Source organism: Paucihalobacter sp. (assembly GCF_036825875.1).
Lineage (GTDB): Bacteria > Bacteroidota > Bacteroidia > Flavobacteriales > Flavobacteriaceae > Paucihalobacter.
Genome location: NZ_DAISXK010000013.1, coordinates 31,498 through 54,211, shown reverse-complemented (window position 1 = coordinate 54,211; position 22,714 = coordinate 31,498). Strand labels below are relative to the sequence as shown.

Genomic DNA, 22,714 nt, shown 5'->3' with positions numbered 1-22,714 from the left:
CATCCTAAAACATAATAAAAGCCTCTGATAACCTCAGGGGCTTTTTATTTAGTATAATTTTAAAACTTTTGATTCTTATAAATTATACTTTTATAAAAAAAATGAAAATGAAAAAATTAAATCTGTTAATAGCTTTTGTAATCTTGTTTAATTGCGAACACAAGGCACAAGTAAATCCAAAACAAGAAGCCGTTATAAATGCCGTACCCATTGAAGTGCCGCTAGAAAATGGGATGGCACGTGCCTATTTTGCCAGTGGATGTTTTTGGTGTGTAGAAGCCATTTACGAAAGTGTAAACGGCGTAGATGAAGTAATAAGCGGCTATTCTGGAGGCTATACCAACAACCCAACCTACGAATCCAGTAACACCGGAACAACAGGTCACGCCGAAGCTGTTGAAGTCATTTACAATCCGAAGGTTGTTAGTTTTGAAACCTTGGTGGATGTGTACTTCGCCTCTCAAAACCCAACCCAAGTTAACGGTCAAGGTCCTGATAAGGGTTCTCAATACCGCTCCATTATTTTTTATCAAAACGATGAACAGAAACAGATAATTCTCAATAAGAAATCAGCTTTGGCAAAAAAACTTAATGCCAATATTGCTGCTGAAGTATATCCGTTTCAAAAATTTTGGATTGCCGAAGATTACCATCAAGATTATGAAAAACGCAATCCAGGAAACCGTTACATCATAGGTGTCTCCATACCAAGACTGGAACGTTTTCAAGCTAAAATGCCCGAGGTGTTAAAAGAAAAACATTAAATTTTCGTTGCTTTAATATCGAAAATTAAAGGATACAACCTGTCTTTCGTTGTGTACATTCCTGATTTGGTTATTTCCAAATTAGGAAGTACATTATATGGACTTTCATCATATTCATTCAAGTAATCAATGTGTAGTCCTGCTTCTGTTAGTGCATTAATCACTTCGCTTAAACCGTGGTTCCAACCGTATTCTTCACTAATCATTTTAGAGGCTTGATTGGCATAAGTGCCTTCATAGACTTCATGAATCACTTCATCTTGCATATAACCGTATTTCATTATAGGATTGGAATTTTGATAATCAAACATCCATACAATAGGATGAAATTCAACCATATAAAAAACGCCACCTGGTTTTAATCGCTCTGCAATAATCCTTCCCCAAGGTTTCAAATCTGGTAACCAGCCAATCACACCATACGATGTAAAGACAATATCAAAAGTATTATGGATGTAATTAGAAGTATCCAAAACGTTGCATGCCACAAATTCAGCATCGAGATTTAATGCTTTGTTTAAGGATTTGGCCAGAGCAATACCTTCATCACTTAAGTCAATACCAACACATTTGGCGCCAGCTCTAGTCCAACTCAAAGTGTCCTGACCAAAATGGCATTGTAAATGCAACAGGGTTTTTCCTTTAACATCTCCCAAAGCAATTAATTCGTATGGCATTAATGAGGATTTCCCAGCTTTAAAAGCTTCTATGTTATACATTTCACTTTGTGCATGCACCTTAACCTTTTTGTTCCAAGTTTCCCTATTAACTTTAAAATAATTAGTGTTATTAGTCATGGTTATGTAATTTTGATTGAAAATTAAAACATCTTTTTAATATGAAACAATTCTACTTAATTATTTTATCAGCCGCGTTACTATTGGCTTGTAAGAATGATACTTCAAAAAATGTCGAATCGGAAGCTGAAACATCCGTTCTAACAACCGCTGAAAAAATAGCCAATGCACATGGTTTTGAAAATTGGAAACATGTTTCTGAAATCAGTTTTACCTTTAATGTAGATAGGGATACCACCCATTTCGAACGGCAATGGACGTGGCAACCAAAAACTGATGACCTTAGAATGATAGCAGGCAGCGATACTATTTCGTTTAATAGGAATAATTTAGACAGTATTAGCACCGTTCATGATCGCGCTTTTATCAATGATAAATATTGGCTTTTAGTGCCATTTCAACTGGTTTGGGACAGCAATGCTAAAATTTCTGAAATCATAAAAACAGCAGCGCCAATTAGCAAGGATACGCTCAATAAAATAACAATTACCTATTCGGAAGTTGGTGGTTATACGCCAGGCGATGCCTATGATATTTTCTTTGATGACACCTTTTTAATTCAAGAATGGATTTTTAGACGTCAAAATGCCGAAGAGCCATCGCTTGTGAACACTTTCGAAAATTATACGACAATTAAAGGACTTAAATTCGCCCAAGACCATAAACAAAAAGACGTGAATTGGAATTTAAACTTCACCGATATAGAAGTGAAACATTAGGTATCAAAATTGGTGCTTGTATGCTTTCCGTCGCAGTAAGGTTTGTTATCAGAGGCACCGCATCGGCAAAAAGCTGTTGTTCTATTTTTTGTTTCAGCAGTTCCATCTTTGAGTGTAACGTTTATAGTACCATAAACTAGAAGTGGTCCGTTTTTTAATACTTCAACCTTGGTTTCCATAGATTGCGCAGATTGATTATCAGCACCATTCATAAAATAACTCAAGGCACCAGAAGGACATTGTTTAACAGTTTCAACCAAAGCCTTTGTGTTAGCTTCCTTTATTTTTATCCATGGCCGCTCGTTAGGTTTAAAAACGCTGGGCAGGCCTTTTACGCACATTCCAGAATGAATACATTTTTCAGCCTCCCAAACCACAGTCACTTCACCATTTGAATAATTTTTTATTGAACTCATAATTAAAATTTTATTTAAATATACAAAAATATTATGTTGATTAATCTTCCATTTCGAGTGTTCGTTTCTAAGGTTAAAATCCTTATTTTTGTTAGAAATCAAAAATAGACACCTTGTTTGACTTCAAATCTGGTCTGGAATTCGCACTACAACAGGACCAAAACGACCAACTTTCTAACTTCAGGACCCAATTTCATATTCCGAAGGATGACATTGGTAAGGAGATGGTTTATATGACCGGTAATTCCTTAGGACTACAGCCCAAAATAACCAAAGCTTACATACATCAAGAATTAGAGGATTGGGCAAATCTTGGAGTTGAAGGCCATACGCAAGCAAAAAACCCCTGGATTGATTATCACAATTATCTCACCGAAACCATGGCGAGTATTGTTGGTGCGAAACCGCTTGAAGTAGTAGTGATGAACTCACTTACCGCAAATCTTCATTTTATGATGGTTAGTTTTTACCAACCAACAGCAAAACGTTATAAAATTTTAATTGAAGCCGACGCCTTTCCCAGTGATAAATATGCAGTAGAATCGCAGTTGCGCCATCATGGTTACGACGATAAAGAAGGTTTAATTCTTTGGAAAGCACGAAAGGGCGAAGAACTTTTAAATTATGAAGATTTAGAAAGCATTTTAAAAACCCATGGGGACGAAATTGCACTGGTCATGATTGGTAGTGTTAATTATTATACTGGGCAATTTTTTAATTTAAAACGCATTACCGATTTAGGACACACTTACGGATGCATGGTCGGTTTTGATTGTGCCCATGGCGCTGGAAACGTTCAACTCAAACTACACGATTCAGGTGCCGATTTTGCAGTTTGGTGTACCTATAAATACCTTAATTCGGGTCCTGGAAGCCTGGCTGGTATTTTTGTTCATGAACGCCATGCAAACAGAAAAGACCTCAACCGATTTACAGGTTGGTGGAGCCACAATAACCAAACGCGTTTTAATATGCGCGGCGAATTCGACCAACTTCCGGGCGCTGAAGGTTGGCAAATGAGTAACCCAGCTATCTTATCGATGGCAGCAATCCGAGCTTCTTTAGATGTTTTTAAGGATGCTGGTTTCGATAAACTTTGTAAAAAATCACAACAACTGACTGGCTATCTTGAATTCTTGATTACCGAGCTGAAAAATCCAAATATAAAAATCATAACACCTAAAAATCCTGACGAACGCGGGTGCCAACTTTCAATCCAAGTGAAAAACGCAGATAGAAGTCTTCAAATTAAACTATTACAAGCAGGCGTCATAACCGATTGGCGCGAGCCTGATGTGATTCGATGTGCTCCAACCCCGCTTTACAACAGTTTTGAAGATGTGTATAGAATGGTTGAAATTTTAAAAAATCTACTCAATGGGTAATCATAATAAACAACAAAATGTTCTTATTATTGGTGCTGGCCTTTGCGGCGCTTTATTGGCTTTGCGTCTTGGTCAACGGGGCTATAATGTTACGGTTTACGAAATGCGTCCCGATTTACGCAAGGTAGACATCGCAGCAGGGCGGTCTATCAATTTAGCCTTTTCCGATCGCGGCAACAAAGCCATGAAACTGGTTGGCATTGAAGATAAAGTAAAAGCACTCTGTATTCCAATGAACGGACGCATGCTACATGATATTAACGGAAACACAATGATGTCTAATTACAGTGGCAGAGATCATGAGTATATCAACTCAATTTCACGAGGCGGACTCAATGCTTTGTTATTAGATGAAGCTGAAAAACACAAGAATGTAAAAATTCACTTCAATAAAAAATGTGAATCTGTCGATTTCGAAAAAACAACGGCTTTTTTCAAAGACACCCTTTCAAATAAAGAATTTATAGAAGATGCCGACACTATTTTCGCAACCGATGGTGCGGGATCGGCCATGCGTAAAAGTTATTTCCTCAGCAGAAAGTTTTTGTTTAGTTTTTCGCAAGATTATTTAACGCATGGTTATAAAGAACTAAGCATTCTACCAGACGAAAATGGTGGATACAAAACCTACAAAAACGCATTACATATATGGCCTCGAGGCGATTTTATGGTTATTGCTTTACCTAATTTAGATAGTAGTTTTACGGTGACCTTATTTTTAAGTTATGATGAAGGCACCTACAATTTCAATAATTTAACCACTCCTGAAATCGTAACTGAATTTTTCCAGAAAGAATTCCCCGATGCCTTGGAATTAATGCCAAATCTAGTAGACGACTTTTTTGAAAACCCAACAGCACCGCTGGGAACTGTGAAATGTTCACCTTGGCATTATAAAGGAAACACCCTATTAATGGGAGATGCAGCACATGCCATTGTACCATTTTATGGACAAGGTATGAATGCATCCTTTGAAGACGTGGTTGAATTGGATGCTATTTTGGATACGTACGAAGGCAACTGGGAAACTGTTTTTACTGAATACCAAAAAACAAGGAAAAAAGATACCGATGCCATTGCTGATTTGGCCATAGATAACTTTCACGAAATGAAAGACCACGTGGCCAATCCCATTTTTCAGGAAAAACGAAAAATTGAAATGATGTTAGAAAAAGAATTTCCGAATGACTATTCCTCTAAATATAGTTTGGTTACCTTTAATGAACAAATTGGTTACAGAGAAGCCATGTTAAAAGGTCGCGCTCAAGATAAGGCTATTCTAAACATGTTGGCAGATGGCAGTATCTCAGTAACCGACGAAAGCAAAGCAATTTTAAATAAAGTAATAAGAGCAACACAAGCAATTTTAGAGGATGATAATATTGCAGGATTATAGCTTATCCTTATCTTCCATAAGGGAAAGCATCGGTTTGAATATTATAAACATATTAGCATAAGAGACAATCTGAAGACAGCTTCTCATTTTTGGAAAAAGCAATTAAAAGTTGGGGTAATTGTCTTAGAACAAATAATTAAGGTAATACACATGAGTAAAAAAAATGATGAGATTCCTGCTTCCGCAGGAATTAATGTAACACCAAGAGGCGCGTACCCTCACACCAAACGCGTTGGCGATTGGATTTTTGTATCTGGAACCAGCTCGAGAAGAGCTGACAATTCTATTGCTGGGGTGGATATTATAGACGACATGGGAACCAAACATCTGAACATAGAAGTACAAACCCGTGAAGTCCTAAAAAATATAGAAAGAAATCTAGCAAAAGAAGGTGCCACACTTAGGGATGTGGTAGATGTCACCACCTTTTTGGTGAATATGAATGATTTTGCAGGCTACAACAAAACTTACGCTGAGTTTTTTAACAAAGAAACCGGACCAGCACGTACAACGGTTGCAGTACACCAATTACCGCATCCCGATTTGGTAGTAGAAATTAAGGCGACTGCGTTCCTGCGATCCCGATAGGAATTGGGAGGAACCTTATATGCACAGACCTCACAGGTTTTAAAAATCCTGTGAGGTCTCAAAAACTTAACAAACCATAAGTTTAAAATGACCATAAAAAACTTTATAAACGGTAAATTTGAAAACCCAATACACAAGCATTGGATAGACAACTATTGCCCAGCAAACGGTGAAGTTTATGGTAAAACCCCAAATTCATCTAAAGAAGATGTTGAAAAAGCCTATCAATCTGCCCAATCTGCCTTTAGGCTGTGGTCGCAAACCACTTTAGATGAACGCAGTAGAATCCTCATAAAAATTTCGGAATTATTAGAAGCCAACATACAACGGTTTGCTGAAGCTGAAAGTAAAGACAATGGTAAACCCGTCAGTCTTGCAGCAGCAGTAGATATCCCAAGAGCCGCCAGTAATTTCCGATTCTTCGGAAATGCCATTACGCAGTTCGCCAGTGAAAGTCATGAAAGCGTTGGTCAAAACGCTATAAACTATACCTTACGTCAACCCCTTGGTGTTGTAGGCTGTATTTCACCTTGGAACCTTCCACTCTATCTTTTTACATGGAAAATTGCCCCTGCCATAGCTGCAGGCAATTGCGTGGTTGCAAAACCCAGTGAAGTGACACCGATGACTGCTTATCTTTTAGGTGAAATTTGCAACAAAGCCGGATTACCGAAAGGCGTTTTAAATATTGTTCACGGTATGGGAACCACAACAGGTCAAGCTATTATTGAACATCCAAGCATCAAAGCCATTAGCTTTACTGGCGGCACGGCAACCGGCGCACATATCGCCAGAATAGCGGCACCCATGTTTAAAAAATTGTCCCTTGAATTGGGCGGCAAAAATCCCAATATCATTTTTGCTGACTGTGATTATGACGAGATGCTGAAAACTACTGTGCGCTCATCCTTTGCGAACCAAGGTCAGATTTGTTTGTGTGGAAGTCGGATTTTTGTAGAAGCCTCAATTTACGATAAATTTAAGATAGATTTTGTTGCTAAAGTCAAAGAACTCAAGTTGGGTCATCCGTCGGAAGCATCAACCGATATCGGTGCCATAGTTTCAAAACAACATCTCGAAAAAGTACTTACATATATTGAAATTGCCAAACAAGAAAATGGTAAAGTGCTTTGCGGCGGACAAAAAGTTACGATTGAAGGCTTTGAAAATGGGTACTATTTACAACCAACTATTATTGAAGTCGACACCGACGAATGTAGTGTGAACCAGGAAGAGATTTTTGGTCCAGTTGTGACCATCATGCCATTTAAGAATGAAGATGACGTACTTGAAATGGCCAACAAAGTAAAATATGGCTTATCGGCAACGCTTTGGACCGACAATCTAAAGCGCAGTATGACAATGAGCAACGAATTACAAGTGGGAATTGTCTGGGTAAATACTTGGATGCTCCGTGATTTACGCACACCTTTTGGAGGCGTTAAAGCCTCTGGTGTGGGTCGCGAGGGTGGCTTTGAAGCCTTGCGCTTTTTTACTGAGGCTAAAAATGTGTGTATTAAATACTAAAGGCCCATCTTCCGTCTTCCCAAAGGGAAGAAACTTGATAGGCATTTAAAAAAATTATATATAAATTTACTTAAAAACTCTTGTAAAAGTCCTTCCCTTTGGGAAGGATTTAGGATGGACATAATATGAATCTAAACTTAAACAACAAAAACGCATTAGTCTGTGGTAGCACCGCAGGCATTGGAAAAGCAACCGCAATGGCATTGGCTTCTGAAGGTGCTAACGTAACTCTTGTAGCCAGAAATGAAGATAAATTAAAAGCTGTTTTAGCCACATTACCGCAACCGGGAAAACACAGCTACTTAGTGGCTGATTTTTCCAATCCAATAGATTTACAATCAAAAGTAGTTGCGTTTATAAATAGCAATCATGGTTTCCATATTGTTATTAATAATACTGGCGGGCCAAAAAGTGGCGCGGTCTTATCTGCTACTTTAGACACGTTTGAAAATGCTTTTACCAACCATTTAAAATGTAATCACGTCCTTGCACAAGCGACCATTCCTTTTATGAAAACGGAAGGTTTTGGACGTATCATCAACATCATTTCTACTTCGGTAAAAGAACCAATTCCAGGCTTGGGTGTGAGCAATACCATTAGAGGAGCCGTTGGAAACTGGAGTAAAACGCTGGCCTCTGAGGTGGCCGAATTTGGAATAACAGTCAATAACGTACTACCAGGGTTCACCGAAACCGAACGTCTTACTGAGATAGTAAAAGTGAAAGCAGCCAGCGAAGGTAAAAACATTGAGGACATGGCGGAAATTATGAAACATTACACGCCAGCAAATCGCTTCGCTAAACCCGAAGAATTGGCCGATGCCATTATCTTTTTAGCCAGTGAGCGTGCCGCTTATATCAATGGTATTAATTTGCCAGTTGATGGCGGCAGGACGAAAAGTTTGTAAAATAGTACGCTGGATTTATAAAATGAAAAAAAATCAATTGGTTTATAGTATCTTTATAACATTAAGTTTTGTTTAACTACAACTCAAATTCCCGCTTTGGGTTTTTCTCCTACCTGCATATAGCGCAGTCGATATGGAGAAATTAAAAAGGGTCACATCATGAGCAAACTAGTAACACCCATAAATTTTAAAACCTGGATAGAAGATCACAGGCATCTATTAAAACCACCAGTTGGCAACAAAGTGGTTTGGAAACATACCGATTATATCGTTATGGTTGTTGGCGGACCTAACAGTCGTAAAGATTATCATTACAACGAAACACCTGAATTTTTCTATCAGGTTGAAGGTGATATGGTACTTAAAATAATGGTGGATGGTAAGCCCGTTGAAGTACCTATTAATGAAGGTGATATTTATGTGCTGCCACCGAAGGTTCCGCATTCGCCGCAACGAAAAGCAAATACCGTAGGTTTGGTGATTGAATATCCACGCAGTAAAAAAATGAAAGATGCTCTAGAATGGTATTGTGAAAAATGTAATCATGAACTCTACAGAAAAACATTTAAATTAGACAATATTGAAACGGATATGCCCATTATTTTTGATAAATTTTATGGCAGCGAAAAGAAGCGTACTTGTAAAAAATGCGGCACGGTTATGCAACCACCCACAAAACCTGTTTAAATTTTAAAATGGTTTATTGAAACAATTATGAAACGAAAACTACGTATCAACGGTCATTCACATCTATTACCTTATCCTGAGGAAATTCCTCAGTTTATGAAGGATAAAGGTATTTTTTGGGTAGACAAAGACCGGAAATTCATGCTTCAAAAAGACTGGAACCGTCCAATTACAGACTCCAGCTTTTTCCTAGATGAAAAATTAGCGTGGATGGAACGTTTTAAACTGGACCATGCCGTAGTTTTAAACCTTTCCCAATTATACGGTAACGGTTTGCGAGTGGAAGAAATGAAACAAGCACTGCGCTTTCAAAACGATTTCAATGCGAGAATTCAACACGATAATCCCAGTAAATTCACCTGTGGCTTCGTGGTACATCCAGGACTTATCAAAGGAGCGCTATGGGAGATTGAACGCTGTGTTGAACAATTAGGTTTGCAGTTGTTGTGTTTACCAACACACTATATGGATACCATCGGTACCTGGCGTTGCATTTTCGACCAAGAAAACGAACCCATTTTTGAACTCGCAAGCAAATACAATCTTGCTGTTGAAATACATCCCTATGACGGTGAAAAATTTATAAAATTAGAAAACACCTCTTGGCGTTTTCATTTAATTTGGATGTTGGCACAATGTGCTGATGCCTATCATTTTCTAACCTTAAATGGCTACCAAGATAAATTTCCTAATATGAGAACATGCTTTGCGCATGGCGGACAATTAGCCCAAATAAATTTAGGAAGACGCATCCAAGGTTTTGATGGCAGACCTGATTTATTTGAAGGCAAGAGCCATCCTAGAAAAGCTGTTGGCCATAAAAATATTTTCTTTGATACCTTAGTGCACGACACGGGTTCATTAGCACTATTGATCAAAAATCAATCCTCCAAACAAGTGATTATGGGTTTAGATGACCCTTATCCGTTAGGTGAAATGGAAAGTGAAAAACAGTCCTCTTATCCTGGAAAAATCCTAGATTTAGCCATGGAGCAAAACATCATCAAACAAGATGATTACGATGCCATCTGGAATGACAATAGTGTGAGATGGCTTTGTGGAGATGATGAAAAGGCCAAAAAAGAATTGATAAATAGAATTACTGCCTAATGCATTTTATACCTGAAGAATTAGACAACTATATTGTTAAACATACCGAAAACGAGCCCGAATTACTACAGCAATTAAGTCGAGAAACTTTTCAAAAAGTATTACAACCTCGTATGTTAAGCGGTCATTATCAAGGTAGAATTTTAAGTCTGATTTCAAAAATAATACAACCTAATACCATTTTAGAAATTGGCACCTACACAGGCTATTCGGCTTTGTGTTTGGCCGAAGGTCTGCAAAAAGGTGGCTGTATTCATACTATCGATGTGAACGAAGAATTGTACGACTTTCAGCGTAAATATTTTGATCGGTCTGCATTTGGCGATCAAATCCATCAGCATCTAGGTGATGCCCAAAATATTATTCCAAACTTAAATTTGAAATTCGATTTGGTATTTATTGATGCCGATAAAGAAGATTATCCAAAATATTTTAACCTCATTATTGATAAGCTAAATTCTGGCGGTATTATAATTTCAGATAATGTGCTATGGAGTGGAAAAGTGATAGAACCATTGGAAGAAGACGATTTGGCTACCAAAGCGCTTTTAGAGTACAACAAACTTTTAAAGGATGACTTGCGAATTGAAACAGTATTGTTACCAATAAGAGATGGCTTGACCATCAGTCGTAAAAAGTAAATTAAAGCTTTCTTCTTACTGAGCCGGTTAGCTCTTCAATTTCGTCTTTAACCTTATTAATTTCTTCTGTGATATCCTTTGAAATACTGGTATCGATACCGTTTTTTGTGGCACTTTTAGTGACTTCACTTTTAATATCGTTACTGGCGTTCTTAACCATATTGATACCTTTTCCAAGGCCTCGTGCGATTTCAGGAATTTTATCGGCACCAAAAACCATGACTACAATAAATAGAATAAAAACTACTTCTGTAGTTCCGATGAATAAGAATGTTGATGCTACTATCACATTGCAAATATAATGAGATTAAAAAAGCCAACTTGTTAAAGTTGGCTTTATTTTTTATGGTCTAATTCCCGCTTTTAAATCGGTCAAACTCCGATTTTTTAATTTCTCGCGGCCATGAATTATTCGTTGTATCTATATCTGCAGTTTCCTCATCTGGATCCACAGTAATCTTCACAATTTCTTTATCTGATGCAACTGCCCTGCTCACTTCTTTGTCGTTTAATCTCCAAATCTGTGCTGGATAGGTTTCTCTTTTTGAGCTGCCATCTGCATAAGTATATTCAACTATAATAGGCATAACCAACCCACCTGGTTTGTTAAAAGTGACATTGTAGAAATATTTGGGTTCTTTAATGTTTTTGCGTTCCTCAGCCGAAAAATTCTCCTGAATATAATCTTTTAAAGGTTTAGAAGCTTCAGAAGGTGTTTTTGATTTCATACTCTCGTTAAAATCATCTGAATCTTCTTCAACAAAATAAATCATGTCTCCCGCGTTTCTTCCAAAACGTTCCGCTATACGCTTGCCCGATTCTGTTGGTTTAGATGTAACATAGTATTTTTTAACATCAGCTATACCGATATCCACCCAATCCGTTGTGTAAAACCAACCACGCCAAAACCAATCTAAGTCGAAGGCTGAGGCATCTTCCATGGTTCTAAAAAAATCTTCTGGAGTTGGATGCTTGAACATCCATCTATTGGAGTATTCCTTAAAGGCATAGTCAAATAAGTCCCTACCCATAACGGTTTCTCTTAAAATATTTAAGGCCGTTGCGGGTTTGCCATAGGCATTATTCCCAAATTGATACGTATTAAGGCCTTTGGTCATAATAGGAGCAATAAAATCCTGATCGCCGCCCATATAAAAGGTAATGTTTTTGGCTGGTCCGCGACGTGAAGGATAGGCATCTTGTCCAGGAGAGAGTGCTTTTGGATACCACTCGCCAAAATCTTGCTCAGCAACATATTGTAAAAAGGTGTTTAAGCCTTCATCCATCCAGGTCCATTGACGTTCGTCACTATTCACAATCATAGGAAAATAGTTATGGCCAACCTCGTGAATGATTACGCTAATCATTCCGAATTTGGTACGATCGTCGTATTTGCCGTTTTCGTCTGGACGTCCGTAATTCCAACATATCATCGGGTATTCCATTCCTTGTCTGTCGGCATGGACTGAAATTGCCTTGTGATAAGGGTATTCAAATGTCATTCGCGAATAGGTTTTTAAAGTACTGGCAACAGCCTTTGTTGACCATTGTTCCCAAAGTGGATTTCCTTCTTTAGAATATAAGGATACAGCCATAACATCTTTATCGCCAACCTTTACAGCCATCATATCCCATATATATTTTCTTGAAGTTGCGAAACCAAAATCTCTCACATTTTCGGCATAAAGCTTCCAAGTTTTTTTGTCTTTACTTTTTGTTTTTTCATTAGCTTCCGCTTCTTTTTGAGTGACAATTAAAACAGGTTCGTCGTATGATTTTTTTGCCTTTTCAAAACGCTCTAGCATGGTTTTACTAAACACTTCATCTCGATTCATCAAGCGTCCAGTTGCATCTAAAATATGATCGGCCGGAACGGTTATGTTTACTTCGAAATTACCAAATGGCAGCGCGAATTCATCTCTTCCCCAGAATTGTGAGTTCTGCCAACCTTCAACATCATTGTATACAGCTATTCTTGGATAGAACTGAGCAATTACGTAATTGCGGTTGTCATCTTTTGGGAAATACTCATACCCTGAGCGCCCGCCGTCATTAACGTGGTCATTGATATTATACCACCATTTTATATAAAATGAAAATTGATCTCCATTAGCCATTGGCTTTGGTAATTCAACACGCATCATAGTGCGATTAATCATGTAAATCAACGGTTTACCATCAGGCAAAGTCACCTTTTCAATTCTAAAACCGCCATCAAACCCTTCAGTTAAGTAAGAAGATGCGTAACGTTCCGGAGTTGTTAATGATGGCATACCAGAACTTTCAATAAGCGGCGTTTTAGAATCTCTTGCGCGCATATTTTGGTCTAACTGCACCCATAAATAGGTTAAAACATCTTTTGAATTATTGGTATAAGTGATGGTTTCTTCACCGTAAAGCCGTGCGTTTTCATCGTCCAACTCTATGTTCATTTTATAATCGGCTTGCTGCTGATAATATTCTGGTCCAGGTGCACCTGAAGCAGTACGAAACATATTTGGCGTTGCAAACTGATCGTAAAGTTGTTTGAATTTATTTTGATTGGTGTGTCCTGGTTTACGCTCAGGTTTAGTTTCTTCTTGAGAAAAAGCGTTAGCACCAATAAAAAATAGGGCTAAAAATGCATATTTAATTTGTGTCATGAAATAAAAATTGAATGGTGGAAATTAAGGAAATAAAAGCCCAAGCTAAAGCGATTATTAAAAATTTAACATTCTGCTTCGATCTTGCGAAATTAAAATAAAGCTTTTTTTGAGGTTGTTGATATCGGTTCTAATTATATTTTGTTGTTCTTCAAATATTTCGAATAGTGTGTTATTTTTGATTTGAATGGTTTTGATGCTTTGTACATCTTTCACTTCCAGATAAACTACCATCACGTCTATATCCATAGATTTACCAACAAAGTTCAATTTGGAAGCCTTTCCATCGATAGCTATGTCTATTTTAGACATGAAATACTCCTCAATTTGCGTGTCAAAGGAAGTGTTTTTTTCATCAGAAGGAATTCTGATAGACTCCCCAAAGCGCTCACTTAACGCATCTTCAAGGTCATCTAAAAACACCCTTGTGATTATTTGTAAGGATTGTTTTTCTTTTACATATTCAATTTGTGTCACGCTCACATAAAACTTGTGCAAGTCTACCACTGAAAGCAAAACTGGTATTGTTATTACAAAAAGAAAAAGCGTTAAGCCCTTAAATGGTTTTATTTTCAACATTTATTAATCTGGATTTGATTTGAGAATATTGTTAAAACTCTCTAATTTTAAGTATAAGAAATTTACCACTGCTAAATCGCCTTGGGTTTTCATTAAATTTATGAACTCAGGATCATCGGCACAATAGAAAAAGAACTCGTTCTTCTGGCCTTCGGTTAGGTTTTGATTTTCGAATATTTGTTCACCAAATTGGGATTTTAACCTTTCAATGTAGTTTTTTTCAGTATCGAGGACAACGAGGTGTTTCAATTTTTTGGTACGGCCGCTTACTTTGTTTAAAATTTTATTCACGTTTATTCCTAACCCTAATCCAAATGGTCCACCATTAAAGGAACTGATGTACTTTCCATGGTCAGCATCGGCTAAACGCCGTTCAGGCTGTGTTAATTGCCGACCGTAATAACCCGGAATGCCAAGTTGCTGCAAATTTATGGTGCTAGTATCGTTATTATCAATATCGGAGTCCAGACTACCTGTTAGAATTTTACCAACGAGCACTTCATCTAACAGATTAATTTTTTTATCTAATTTAACTGCGATGTACTTGTCGTTGATATGTTTTGCGGTAACAAGCATCCTTATTGGCTCGTACATAATGGCACTAACCACTATGGTATCATTTAAACTAGCAGTGATTTCAAAAGAACCTCTTTCATTTGTGACTGTATTGTTATTGTTGCTTAGGTTTAAAATGTGAATCCCTTCAACGTCATCGTCAGCTATCACATTGCCACTTAAAATAACGGTTTGTGCCTGAACATTGCCAAGAATACTGACCAAAAACAACAGCAATATCTTAGTTTTTATGCCCAAGTTCTTTTAAGTATTCGTTGCTTTTTTCACCCAGAAAGGCCATAAATTCTAATTCGCGTCCAGCCTCAAGCAACTCGAAAGTTAAGCCATGGGTTTCGACCCAATACACGAAATCCTCAATTTTATCCTCAGGTATATCGTAATTATCAATTAAAAATTTATTGCTGTAATAGGTTTTTAATCTACTTACGGGTATACTACTTACGTTATCTTCTGGATTGCCCTTTTTAAATAAAGGCTTAATCATTAAACCCATTAAATTGGCTACATTCAAACCGTTTTTTAAGGTCTCCCCATTAGGAAACATGGCTTGATTCTCTACTTGTGTTTTATAATCTGCAGGAAATTCATATTCGTCACTGTGCTTAATACCGAAATAAATGGCATTCATATCAGGGTTAAAGGTCTTGACGCTTTCTGTATCTACATTGAGATTGCCCGATAGGCCGTAGGGTAATAAAATCACTTCATCCAAAGCATTTAATCTTTCAATGAGGAACACTGTTAGTTGTCTAGTTTTCAAAACTTTTTCGTCGATGGTCACTCTGAATTCCTGAAATTGTAAGGCTCTAAATTCTAAGACGTCGTTGAGTTTAACGTTTATTTTAAACTGTCCATTTTCATCCGTTATTACACCAGACTTTGAGCCAGTATTGTACACTGTAATGCCTTCTAAATCCTCACTATCTACAATAACTTTTCCTGAAACCTCAATTCTATCTAATCCTTGAGAATGCACAAAAAATGCAGAAAGTAATAAAAATAATGTAAGGTAATATTTAGTCATAGCGGTTTTCTAATGAATGGTTCCTATAAAATTCGACATTCTTTTTGTAAAAGTCCTACAAATCTGTCTAAAATTTTGTTAAAGAATCGGAATGTTTAATTTTATGGCAAAATACACATTATTAACATGAACGTAATTTTAGCGAGTACCTCAACCGTATACGGTAGCCAGCCATTAACCTATCTAAAAACAGAACTTTTAGAGCTATATCGCAATACAAACGAAGTGCTATTTATTCCCTATGCGCGGCCTGGTGGCATTTCGCATGAAGCTTACACCAAAAGAATGAATGATTTCTTTGCTTCAATCGAAAAAAAATTAGTCGGAATACATGAGTTCGAAAATCCGCTAGAAGCAATTCACAATGCTAAAGGCATTTTTACAGGCGGTGGCAATACCTTCGTTCTATTGCATCAATTAAATAAGTCTGGTCTTTTAGAAGCCTTAAAAAACGCTATCCAACAGGGCACGCCGTATCTCGGTACAAGCGCAGGTAGCAATATTTGCGGACTTACCATCAACAATACCAATGATATGCCCATCATATACCCATCAAGTTTTAAATCTTTAGGAATAGTCCCATTTAACATCAATCCACACTACATCGATCCAGAGGCAAACAGCACACATATGGGTGAAACTAGAGCAACTAGAATTTTAGAATTTCACGTTTACAATACGCCGCCAGTTGTCGGCTTACGCGAAGGTAGTTGGCTTGAATTATCTAAAAATGGTTGTGTTTTAAAAGGCACACCAACCGCAAGAATTTTTGAACAAAATAAGCAACCATATGAGTTGCCGTCTCTTTCCGATTTAAGCTTTTTAAAATAGCATCTTACAAAAATGGGGTCGTTGGTATATAGGCAAAAAAAAAACGCCCAGACTAACAGGCGTTTTTACTAACTAACTAACTAACTCAAATAATTGCTTTGTTAAGCATTTTTCTTTTTAAAATTTTTCAATAATTGTGCCACATCCTTGGCGTTTGATAGCTCGGCATACTTTTGGGCCGTGTAGCCTTTGTTGCATTTAGTTGAAACTTTGGCCCCTTTATCAATTAATAGTTCTGCAATCTCTACGCGGTTGTATTTGGCAGCGTAGTGAAGTGGCGCCATACCATTCGATTTTTGATTGACATCTTCGCCAAGATCAATTAGTTTTTTAACGGTATCAAAATCGCCCTTTACAATGGCGATACAAAAGGAACTAACTTCTGCTGGGTTTTCAACTTTTACCGTTGAATCAATTTCTGTGTTTTCTGCTTTAGAATTGCCAAAAGCAAGACCAAAAATTAATGATGCAATAATGATTGTTTTTTTCATGATGAATGATTTTAATAATTTTGATTATACCAAATAGACGACATAATTTCGGAATTGTTACACCTTAAAAAATATCATAACATACATTTAACCATTTGCATACAAATATGTTAATAGTTTCATAAATCGAATTTTCTTGATAACAAACAGCATTGATTCAATTCATTTAAATTTAACTTTCAATATTTTGATTCTATAAATACGTATGAAACCCAACGAAGTTATTATCTTTGATTTTTAGATTTTTTGAATATGAATAAGAAAGTAATTCTCATGATTTTAGATGGCTGGGGCATGTCGCCAGACCCAAAAGTATCCGCCATAGATAATGCACAAACTCCCTATATCGATAGCCTTTATCAGCGTTTTTCGCACGCTACTTTAAGAACCGATGGTTTACATGTTGGTTTGCCTGAAGGTCAAATGGGCAACAGTGAAGTTGGTCATATGAATTTGGGAGCAGGCAGAATAGTATACCAAGATTTGGTAAAGGTAAATCTCGCAGTAAAAAATAAAACCTTAGAGCATGAACCAGCCTTAAAAGAAGCTTTTCAATACGCTAAAACTCATGGCAAAAAAGTTCATTTATTAGGCTTGGTAAGTGATGGCGGCGTACATTCTCATATCAATCATTTATTTGGATTGTTAGATGCCACTAGCGAATTTAGTTTACAGGATGTTTTTGTCCATGCCTTTACCGACGGTCGCGACGTTGACCCAAAATCAGGCTACGGATTTATTTCAGATTTAGAAGATTACGCCAATAGATCTCATGCTAAAATTGCCTCTATCACGGGTCGTTATTATGCCATGGACAGAGATAAACGTTGGGAACGCGTTAAATTAGCTTATGATGCTTTGGTAAATGGTGTAGGTGAACCATCAACTAATCTTTTAAAATCTATTGACAATCAATATACGAATCATGTCACCGACGAATTTATTAAGCCCATCATTGCTGTTGATAACCAAAGTAAACCTTTGGCAACCATTGAGGCTGATGACGTGGTTATATTTTTCAATTTTAGAACCGATCGCGGCAGACAATTAACACAGGCCTTATGCCAAGAAGATTTTCATGAACACAATATGCACAAATTACCATTGCATTATGTGACCCTCACCAATTACGATGAAACGTTTAAAAATATTAAAGTAGTGTTTAATAAAGATAATTTAAATGAAACTTTGGGAGAAGTCCTAGAAGCTTATAGCAAAACTCAAATTAGAATAGCAGAAACTGAAAAATATCCACATGTGACTTTTTTCTTTTCAGGAGGCAGGGAAACGCCCTTCAATGGGGAAACCCGCATTTTGCGAAACTCTCCTAAAGTGGCCACCTACGATTTAAAGCCCGAAATGAGTGCCTATGAGTTAACCAATGCACTAGTGCCTGAATTGGAAAAAGAATCGGCAGATTTTGTGTGTCTAAATTTCGCCAACGGCGATATGGTCGGCCATACTGGTGTTATGGCAGCAGCAATAAAAGCATGTGAAGCAGTTGATAAATGCGTTGAGCAAGTTGTAGAAACAGCTCTTAAACACAATTACACAACGCTCTTGATTGCCGATCATGGCAACTGCGAGACGATGATCAATCCAGATGGTTCGCCCAATACAGCTCATACTACCAATCCAGTACCAATTATCTGTATTGACAACGACCATCTTAAAATAAAAGACGGTATTTTAGGTGATATAGCGCCTACCATTTTAAGATTAATGGGAATTCCGCAGCCTAAAACCATGACACAGCATTCGTTAATTGATTAATTCAATTTATAATAGTATCATTGCATGCATCAATATTGCCTAACAAATGAATTTTCAAGATAAATTAATTATTGCTGTAGATTTTGACGGAACCATCGTTGAAGATGCCTATCCTCAAGTTGGTAAACCCAGAATTTTTGCTTTTGAAACTTTAAAAAGATTGCAGGAAGACGGGCACCGACTCATTTTATGGACCTACCGGTACGGTACCAAACTAGACGAAGCTGTTGAATTTTGTAAAGAAAATGGTGTCAATTTCTATGCAGTTAACCAAAGTTTCCCGGAAGAACAGTTTGACAATTCTAAAAGCAGAAAAATTTACGCCGATTTATTTATAGATGACAGAAATATTGGCGGCGTGCTTGGTTGGGGAGAAGTTTTTCAACTCATTACGAACGAAGCACCCGACATAAAAGCAAGAAAGAAAAGAAAAGGATTCTTCTCTTTCTTGAAATCCTAAACTGTTTTATTAGCAAAGCCTGCTTTCGGCAAAACTGCGTTCAATGGCTTCTTGATGGTCTGGATGTGCAATACTCACTAAAGCTTTGGCGCGTTGTTTAATGGTTTTTCCATATAAATTAGCAATACCATATTCGGTAATGATGTAATGAACATGTGCGCGGGTAGTTACAACACCAGCGCCGTTTTTAAGCATGGGTGTGATTCTGCTTATACCTTTATTGGTAACCGATGGCAAGGCAATGATAGCCTTTCCACCTTCACTCAAGGAGGCTCCGCGTATAAAATCCATTTGCCCACCAACACCCGAATACATTCTCGTGCCTATGGAGTCGGCACAAACTTGACCTGTTAAATCCACTTCTATAGCCGAATTTATGGCTACCATTCGTGGGTTTTGCTTTATAATTGAAACGTCATTTACATAATCTGAAGTTCGCATTTCAACAAACGGATTGTCATTCACATAATCGTATAAGCGTTTTGAACCCATCAAAAAAGTGGCCAAAGCGCGACCAGGATTCACTCCTTTATGATTGCCGGTAATGACATTCTTTAAAATTAAATCAATAACACCATCCGAAAACATTTCGGTATGCAATCCTAAATCTTTATGATTGGTCAATCTTGTTAAAACAGCATTTGGTATAGAGCCAATTCCCATTTGAAGGGTGCTTCTATCTTCAATAAGACTTGCCACAAAATCGCCGATTTTATTCTCTATAGGCGTTGGTGCTGGCATATTGTGTGCTGGTAGCGGTTCATCACATTCAACAAAAGTGTTTATTTCGGAAACGTGAATTATCCCGTCACCAAAAGTTCGTGGCATTTGTTTATTTACCTGTGCAATAACATAATCGGCATTGTCAATAGCCGCCAAAGTAGCCTCAACCGAAACCCCTAGCGAACAATAACCATGAATATCAGGTACAGACACATGAATTAAAGCGATATTTAAATTTATAATATTTCGCTTGAACAGCAGTGGAAGCTCACTCAAAAACACAGGCGTGTAAGAGCCATTTCCTGCAGCTATGGTATGGCGTACGTTTTTGCCAATAAAAAATGAATTCACATGGAAACTTTCGCGAAGTTCTGGATTGGCATAGGGTGCTTCTCCTTCGGTATGCAATTGGCAAATTTCAACATTGCGCAATTCTTCATGTCGGTTGGCTAATGCTCTAATTAAAACTTGTGGTGCCGCTGCGGCAGCTTGAAGGTATATTTTATCGTTTGATTTTACAACTTTTAAGGCCTCTTCGGCTGATACGGATTTATACATTTCTTATAATTTTATTCAGGTGCAAAATTAACCCACATGCACAAAATAAAAACTGTTTAATATCATGTTTTCTGATAAAAATTAACTTCTTTAAATTAATTACCTTTGCCCAATATTTGAAACTGTTATGATTGTAGTAAAAACCAGAGAAGAAATAGAATTAATGCGCGAATCGGCCTTGATAGTATCTAAAACTTTAGGGATGATTGCGAAAGAAATAAAACCTGGAGTAACCACCTTGTATCTGGACCAGCTCGCAGAAACCTTTATAAGAGATCACGGTGCAGTTCCGGGATTTCTCGGTTTATACGATTTTCCAAATACCTTATGTGTTAGCCCAAATACGCAAGTGGTTCATGGTATTCCTAATAATACACCACTAAAAGAAGGCGATATTATTTCAATTGATTGTGGCGCCATAAAAAATGGATTTTACGGCGACCATGCTTATACTTTTGGTATTGGAACTCTTGCACCTGAAATTGAAAAACTACTTCAAGTCACCAAGGAATCGCTCTATATTGGTATTGCAGAATTTAAACTTGGCAATCGTGTTGGTGATGTTGGTTATGCCATTCAGCAGCACTGCGAAAATAATGGCTATGGTGTAGTAAGAGAATTGGTTGGTCATGGATTAGGTAAAAAAATGCATGAAGATCCTGAAATGCCCAATTATGGAAAACGTGGCCGCGGTAAAAAATTTATCGAGGGCATGGTGGTAGCCATTGAACCGATGATCAATCTCGGCACCCACAGAATCAAACAACACAATGATGGTTGGACCATTACAACTCTGGATAATAAACCCAGCGTGCACTTTGAGCATAACGTTGCTATTGTTGATGGCAAACCTGAACTACTGTCTACTTTTGCATATATCTATGAGGCTTTAGGAATCGTCAGTGATGAGGAAGATATGTTTAGGAAAAAGGCATTGGTTTTGTAATTATTGAGACACGGATTTCACGGATTAACACGGATAGAAATGAATTAATATTATTTTGTTGTAATGAATAAATTAATTTACGAAGAAGATACTTATAAAATTATAGGAATTTGCATGGAAGTTCACAATGAATTGGGAAAAGGATTTAGTGAGGTGGTTTATGGCGATGCGCTTGAGATTGAATTAATTGATAATAATATTCCTTATTCCAGAGAGTCGAAATTTGACATAACTTACAAATGTTATAAGTGCACTTATAGATTCACACATAAGGCAAACACTCAATTATTTAGCCATTTCGAAATTAAAAGTTGGTTTACTAGTTAATTTTGGACAAGATAGTTTGAAATATAATAGAATAATCCTTTAATCAAATCCGTGAAAATCCGTGAAATCCGTGTCCAATAAAATTTTTAAAACAATATTAAATCTAATACCAAGGCCCATACTCATCAAACTGAGTTTTATTGCGCGGCCATTTCTTGCTTGGTGGCTCAAAGGCAATCGCTTTACAGACCCTATAGACAACAAAAGTTTTCGCTCCTTTCTGCCCTATGGCTATGCCAAGCAACGACCTAACGTTTTATCGCCGTCAACGTTATCACTAGAACGCCACCGATTGCTTTGGTTGTATTTAAAAAATGAAACCGATTTCTTTTCATCAAAGCTAAAAGTATTGCATTTTGCGCCAGAACAAGCGTTTTACAAACGTTTCAGAAAACTATCCAATTTAGTTTACACCACAACTGATTTGAATTCGCCATTGGCCGAGGTGAAAGCCGATATTTGTAATTTGCCATTTCAAAACAATGAATTTGATGTTATTTTATGCAATCATGTTTTAGAACATATCCCAGACGATACCAAAGCCATGTGTGAACTCTATCGTGTGATGAAACCCGGTGGCATGGGAATCTTTCAAATTCCACAAGACCTAAAAAGGGAATTTACATTTGAAGACAATACCATCACTGACAAAAATGAACGCAGCAAAATTTTTGGTCAATACGACCATGTGCGGGTTTACGGAAGGGATTATTTCGACAAGCTAAGAGCCATTGGATTTAAAGTTGAAGAAGTAGATTACACCAAAAACCTTTCAGAAAAAGACATCGATAAATACCGTTTGGCCAAAGGTGAAATAATTCCTGTAGTTATTAAACCCAAATAAAG

At 37.2% G+C, this 22,714-nt stretch carries 24 protein-coding genes and 1 pseudogene; 16 read left to right on the top strand and 9 right to left on the bottom strand.

Annotated elements, in window-relative coordinates; genetic code table 11:
* Positions 1-107 precede the first annotated feature (107 nt).
* Positions 108-764, top strand: a complete 657-nt coding sequence (msrA, locus tag V7Z48_RS05865) for a peptide-methionine (S)-S-oxide reductase MsrA (protein WP_334112468.1) — start codon at positions 108-110, stop codon at positions 762-764.
* Here msrA and V7Z48_RS05860 read toward each other — a convergent pair.
* Positions 761-1,561, bottom strand: a complete 801-nt coding sequence (locus tag V7Z48_RS05860; protein WP_334112467.1) for a class I SAM-dependent methyltransferase — start codon at positions 1,559-1,561, stop codon at positions 761-763. The genes msrA and V7Z48_RS05860 overlap by 4 nt on opposite strands.
* Before the next feature lie 41 nt (positions 1,562-1,602).
* Here V7Z48_RS05860 and V7Z48_RS05855 point away from each other — a divergent pair, with 41 nt between their 5' ends.
* Complete coding sequence (locus V7Z48_RS05855; RefSeq protein WP_334112466.1) at positions 1,603-2,280, top strand: hypothetical protein; 678 nt, start codon at positions 1,603-1,605, stop codon at positions 2,278-2,280.
* Here the strand turns inward: V7Z48_RS05855 and V7Z48_RS05850 are convergent.
* Positions 2,277-2,696 carry a (4Fe-4S)-binding protein gene (locus V7Z48_RS05850; RefSeq protein WP_334112465.1) on the bottom strand — a complete coding sequence of 140 codons (420 nt, stop codon included), beginning with the start codon at positions 2,694-2,696 and terminating at the stop codon, positions 2,277-2,279. The genes V7Z48_RS05855 and V7Z48_RS05850 overlap by 4 nt on opposite strands.
* 113 nt (positions 2,697-2,809) lie before the next feature.
* Between V7Z48_RS05850 and kynU the strand changes: the two genes are divergently transcribed.
* The 8 genes from kynU to V7Z48_RS05810 all read left to right on the top strand — a co-directional run bounded on the left by kynU (position 2,810) and on the right by V7Z48_RS05810 (position 10,938).
* Positions 2,810-4,081, top strand: coding sequence for a kynureninase (gene kynU, locus V7Z48_RS05845; RefSeq protein ID WP_334112464.1), 1,272 nt, complete (start codon positions 2,810-2,812; stop codon positions 4,079-4,081).
* Positions 4,074-5,477: an FAD-dependent oxidoreductase gene (locus tag V7Z48_RS05840; protein ID WP_334112463.1), complete on the top strand. Its 1,404-nt coding sequence runs from the start codon at positions 4,074-4,076 to the stop codon at positions 5,475-5,477. The genes kynU and V7Z48_RS05840 overlap by 8 nt, the downstream gene beginning before the upstream one ends.
* Positions 5,478-5,627: 150 nt before the next feature.
* On the top strand, positions 5,628-6,065 hold the full coding sequence (locus V7Z48_RS05835; RefSeq protein ID WP_334112462.1) for a RidA family protein: 438 nt from the start codon (positions 5,628-5,630) through the stop codon (positions 6,063-6,065).
* Positions 6,066-6,152: 87 nt separating this feature from the next.
* Positions 6,153-7,592 (top strand): aldehyde dehydrogenase, encoded by a 1,440-nt coding sequence (locus V7Z48_RS05830; RefSeq protein ID WP_334112461.1) that lies wholly within the window; start codon positions 6,153-6,155, stop codon positions 7,590-7,592.
* Positions 7,593-7,717: 125 nt separating this feature from the next.
* Positions 7,718-8,500, top strand: a complete 783-nt coding sequence (locus tag V7Z48_RS05825; protein WP_334112460.1) for an SDR family oxidoreductase — start codon at positions 7,718-7,720, stop codon at positions 8,498-8,500.
* Positions 8,501-8,659: 159 nt separating this feature from the next.
* Positions 8,660-9,187, top strand: coding sequence for a 3-hydroxyanthranilate 3,4-dioxygenase (locus V7Z48_RS05820; RefSeq protein WP_334112459.1), 528 nt, complete (start codon positions 8,660-8,662; stop codon positions 9,185-9,187).
* Between the two features lie 27 nt (positions 9,188-9,214).
* A complete protein-coding gene (locus tag V7Z48_RS05815; RefSeq protein ID WP_334112458.1) occupies positions 9,215-10,297 on the top strand; it encodes an amidohydrolase family protein in 1,083 nt (360 codons plus the stop codon).
* Positions 10,297-10,938: an O-methyltransferase gene (locus tag V7Z48_RS05810; protein ID WP_334112457.1), complete on the top strand. Its 642-nt coding sequence runs from the start codon at positions 10,297-10,299 to the stop codon at positions 10,936-10,938. Before V7Z48_RS05815 ends, V7Z48_RS05810 begins: the two co-directional genes overlap by 1 nt.
* Before the next feature lies 1 nt (position 10,939).
* On the opposite strand, the gene V7Z48_RS05805 is transcribed toward V7Z48_RS05810, so the two are convergent.
* The 5 genes from V7Z48_RS05805 to V7Z48_RS05785 form a co-directional block, all read right to left on the bottom strand.
* Complete coding sequence (locus V7Z48_RS05805; protein ID WP_334112456.1) at positions 10,940-11,227, bottom strand: Sec-independent protein translocase subunit TatA/TatB; 288 nt, start codon at positions 11,225-11,227, stop codon at positions 10,940-10,942.
* Positions 11,228-11,288: 61 nt separating this feature from the next.
* Entirely contained in the window at positions 11,289-13,580 is a 2,292-nt protein-coding gene (locus V7Z48_RS05800; protein WP_334112455.1) for a M1 family metallopeptidase, read from the bottom strand.
* Between the two features lie 57 nt (positions 13,581-13,637).
* A complete protein-coding gene (locus V7Z48_RS05795; protein ID WP_334112454.1) occupies positions 13,638-14,159 on the bottom strand; it encodes a DUF6702 family protein in 522 nt (173 codons plus the stop codon).
* A gap of 3 nt (positions 14,160-14,162) precedes the next feature.
* Positions 14,163-14,972 carry a carboxypeptidase-like regulatory domain-containing protein gene (locus V7Z48_RS05790; RefSeq protein WP_334112453.1) on the bottom strand — a complete coding sequence of 270 codons (810 nt, stop codon included), beginning with the start codon at positions 14,970-14,972 and terminating at the stop codon, positions 14,163-14,165.
* A complete protein-coding gene (locus tag V7Z48_RS05785; protein WP_334112452.1) occupies positions 14,956-15,759 on the bottom strand; it encodes a carboxypeptidase-like regulatory domain-containing protein in 804 nt (267 codons plus the stop codon). The genes V7Z48_RS05790 and V7Z48_RS05785 overlap by 17 nt, the downstream gene beginning before the upstream one ends.
* 126 nt (positions 15,760-15,885) lie before the next feature.
* Here V7Z48_RS05785 and pepE point away from each other — a divergent pair, with 126 nt between their 5' ends.
* Complete coding sequence (gene pepE, locus V7Z48_RS05780; RefSeq protein ID WP_334112451.1) at positions 15,886-16,590, top strand: dipeptidase PepE; 705 nt, start codon at positions 15,886-15,888, stop codon at positions 16,588-16,590.
* Positions 16,591-16,691: 101 nt separating this feature from the next.
* Here the strand turns inward: pepE and V7Z48_RS05775 are convergent, their stop codons facing one another.
* Positions 16,692-17,081, bottom strand: a complete 390-nt coding sequence (locus V7Z48_RS05775; protein WP_334112450.1) for an ankyrin repeat domain-containing protein — start codon at positions 17,079-17,081, stop codon at positions 16,692-16,694.
* A gap of 252 nt (positions 17,082-17,333) precedes the next feature.
* Here V7Z48_RS05775 and gpmI point away from each other — a divergent pair, with 252 nt between their 5' ends.
* Complete coding sequence (gene gpmI, locus V7Z48_RS05770; RefSeq protein WP_334112449.1) at positions 17,334-18,854, top strand: 2,3-bisphosphoglycerate-independent phosphoglycerate mutase; 1,521 nt, start codon at positions 17,334-17,336, stop codon at positions 18,852-18,854.
* Positions 18,855-18,900: 46 nt separating this feature from the next.
* Entirely contained in the window at positions 18,901-19,314 is a 414-nt protein-coding gene (locus tag V7Z48_RS05765) for a BT0820 family HAD-type phosphatase (protein WP_334112448.1), read from the top strand.
* 9 nt (positions 19,315-19,323) lie between these two features.
* On the opposite strand, the gene V7Z48_RS05760 is transcribed toward V7Z48_RS05765, so the two are convergent.
* Positions 19,324-20,595: an acetyl-CoA hydrolase/transferase family protein gene (locus V7Z48_RS05760; RefSeq protein WP_334112447.1), complete on the bottom strand. Its 1,272-nt coding sequence runs from the start codon at positions 20,593-20,595 to the stop codon at positions 19,324-19,326.
* Positions 20,596-20,722: 127 nt separating this feature from the next.
* Here V7Z48_RS05760 and map point away from each other — a divergent pair, with 127 nt between their 5' ends.
* The 3 genes and pseudogenes from map to V7Z48_RS05745 all read left to right on the top strand — a co-directional run bounded on the left by map (position 20,723) and on the right by V7Z48_RS05745 (position 22,712).
* A complete protein-coding gene (map, locus tag V7Z48_RS05755; protein ID WP_334112446.1) occupies positions 20,723-21,541 on the top strand; it encodes a type I methionyl aminopeptidase in 819 nt (272 codons plus the stop codon).
* A gap of 63 nt (positions 21,542-21,604) precedes the next feature.
* Positions 21,605-21,911, top strand: a pseudogene (locus tag V7Z48_RS05750) (GxxExxY protein).
* A gap of 27 nt (positions 21,912-21,938) precedes the next feature.
* A complete protein-coding gene (locus V7Z48_RS05745; RefSeq protein ID WP_334112445.1) occupies positions 21,939-22,712 on the top strand; it encodes a class I SAM-dependent methyltransferase in 774 nt (257 codons plus the stop codon).
* Positions 22,713-22,714 lie beyond the last annotated feature (2 nt).

Coding starts and splice junctions, on each gene's coding strand:
- V7Z48_RS05760 (WP_334112447.1), bottom strand. CDS start 20,595: ATGTATAAATCCGTATCAGCCGAAGAGGCCTTAAAAGTTGTAAAATCA.
- V7Z48_RS05775 (WP_334112450.1), bottom strand. CDS start 17,081: ATGAAAAAAACAATCATTATTGCATCATTAATTTTTGGTCTTGCTTTT.
- V7Z48_RS05820 (WP_334112459.1), top strand. CDS start 8,660: ATGAGCAAACTAGTAACACCCATAAATTTTAAAACCTGGATAGAAGAT.
- V7Z48_RS05850 (WP_334112465.1), bottom strand. CDS start 2,696: ATGAGTTCAATAAAAAATTATTCAAATGGTGAAGTGACTGTGGTTTGG.
- gpmI (WP_334112449.1), top strand. CDS start 17,334: ATGAATAAGAAAGTAATTCTCATGATTTTAGATGGCTGGGGCATGTCG.
- V7Z48_RS05795 (WP_334112454.1), bottom strand. CDS start 14,159: ATGTTGAAAATAAAACCATTTAAGGGCTTAACGCTTTTTCTTTTTGTA.
- V7Z48_RS05765 (WP_334112448.1), top strand. CDS start 18,901: ATGAATTTTCAAGATAAATTAATTATTGCTGTAGATTTTGACGGAACC.
- V7Z48_RS05840 (WP_334112463.1), top strand. CDS start 4,074: ATGGGTAATCATAATAAACAACAAAATGTTCTTATTATTGGTGCTGGC.
- V7Z48_RS05810 (WP_334112457.1), top strand. CDS start 10,297: ATGCATTTTATACCTGAAGAATTAGACAACTATATTGTTAAACATACC.
- V7Z48_RS05825 (WP_334112460.1), top strand. CDS start 7,718: ATGAATCTAAACTTAAACAACAAAAACGCATTAGTCTGTGGTAGCACC.
- V7Z48_RS05860 (WP_334112467.1), bottom strand. CDS start 1,561: ATGACTAATAACACTAATTATTTTAAAGTTAATAGGGAAACTTGGAAC.
- map (WP_334112446.1), top strand. CDS start 20,723: ATGATTGTAGTAAAAACCAGAGAAGAAATAGAATTAATGCGCGAATCG.
- V7Z48_RS05835 (WP_334112462.1), top strand. CDS start 5,628: ATGAGTAAAAAAAATGATGAGATTCCTGCTTCCGCAGGAATTAATGTA.
- pepE (WP_334112451.1), top strand. CDS start 15,886: ATGAACGTAATTTTAGCGAGTACCTCAACCGTATACGGTAGCCAGCCA.
- V7Z48_RS05815 (WP_334112458.1), top strand. CDS start 9,215: ATGAAACGAAAACTACGTATCAACGGTCATTCACATCTATTACCTTAT.
- V7Z48_RS05855 (WP_334112466.1), top strand. CDS start 1,603: ATGAAACAATTCTACTTAATTATTTTATCAGCCGCGTTACTATTGGCT.
- V7Z48_RS05800 (WP_334112455.1), bottom strand. CDS start 13,580: ATGACACAAATTAAATATGCATTTTTAGCCCTATTTTTTATTGGTGCT.
- V7Z48_RS05830 (WP_334112461.1), top strand. CDS start 6,153: ATGACCATAAAAAACTTTATAAACGGTAAATTTGAAAACCCAATACAC.
- V7Z48_RS05785 (WP_334112452.1), bottom strand. CDS start 15,759: ATGACTAAATATTACCTTACATTATTTTTATTACTTTCTGCATTTTTT.
- msrA (WP_334112468.1), top strand. CDS start 108: ATGAAAAAATTAAATCTGTTAATAGCTTTTGTAATCTTGTTTAATTGC.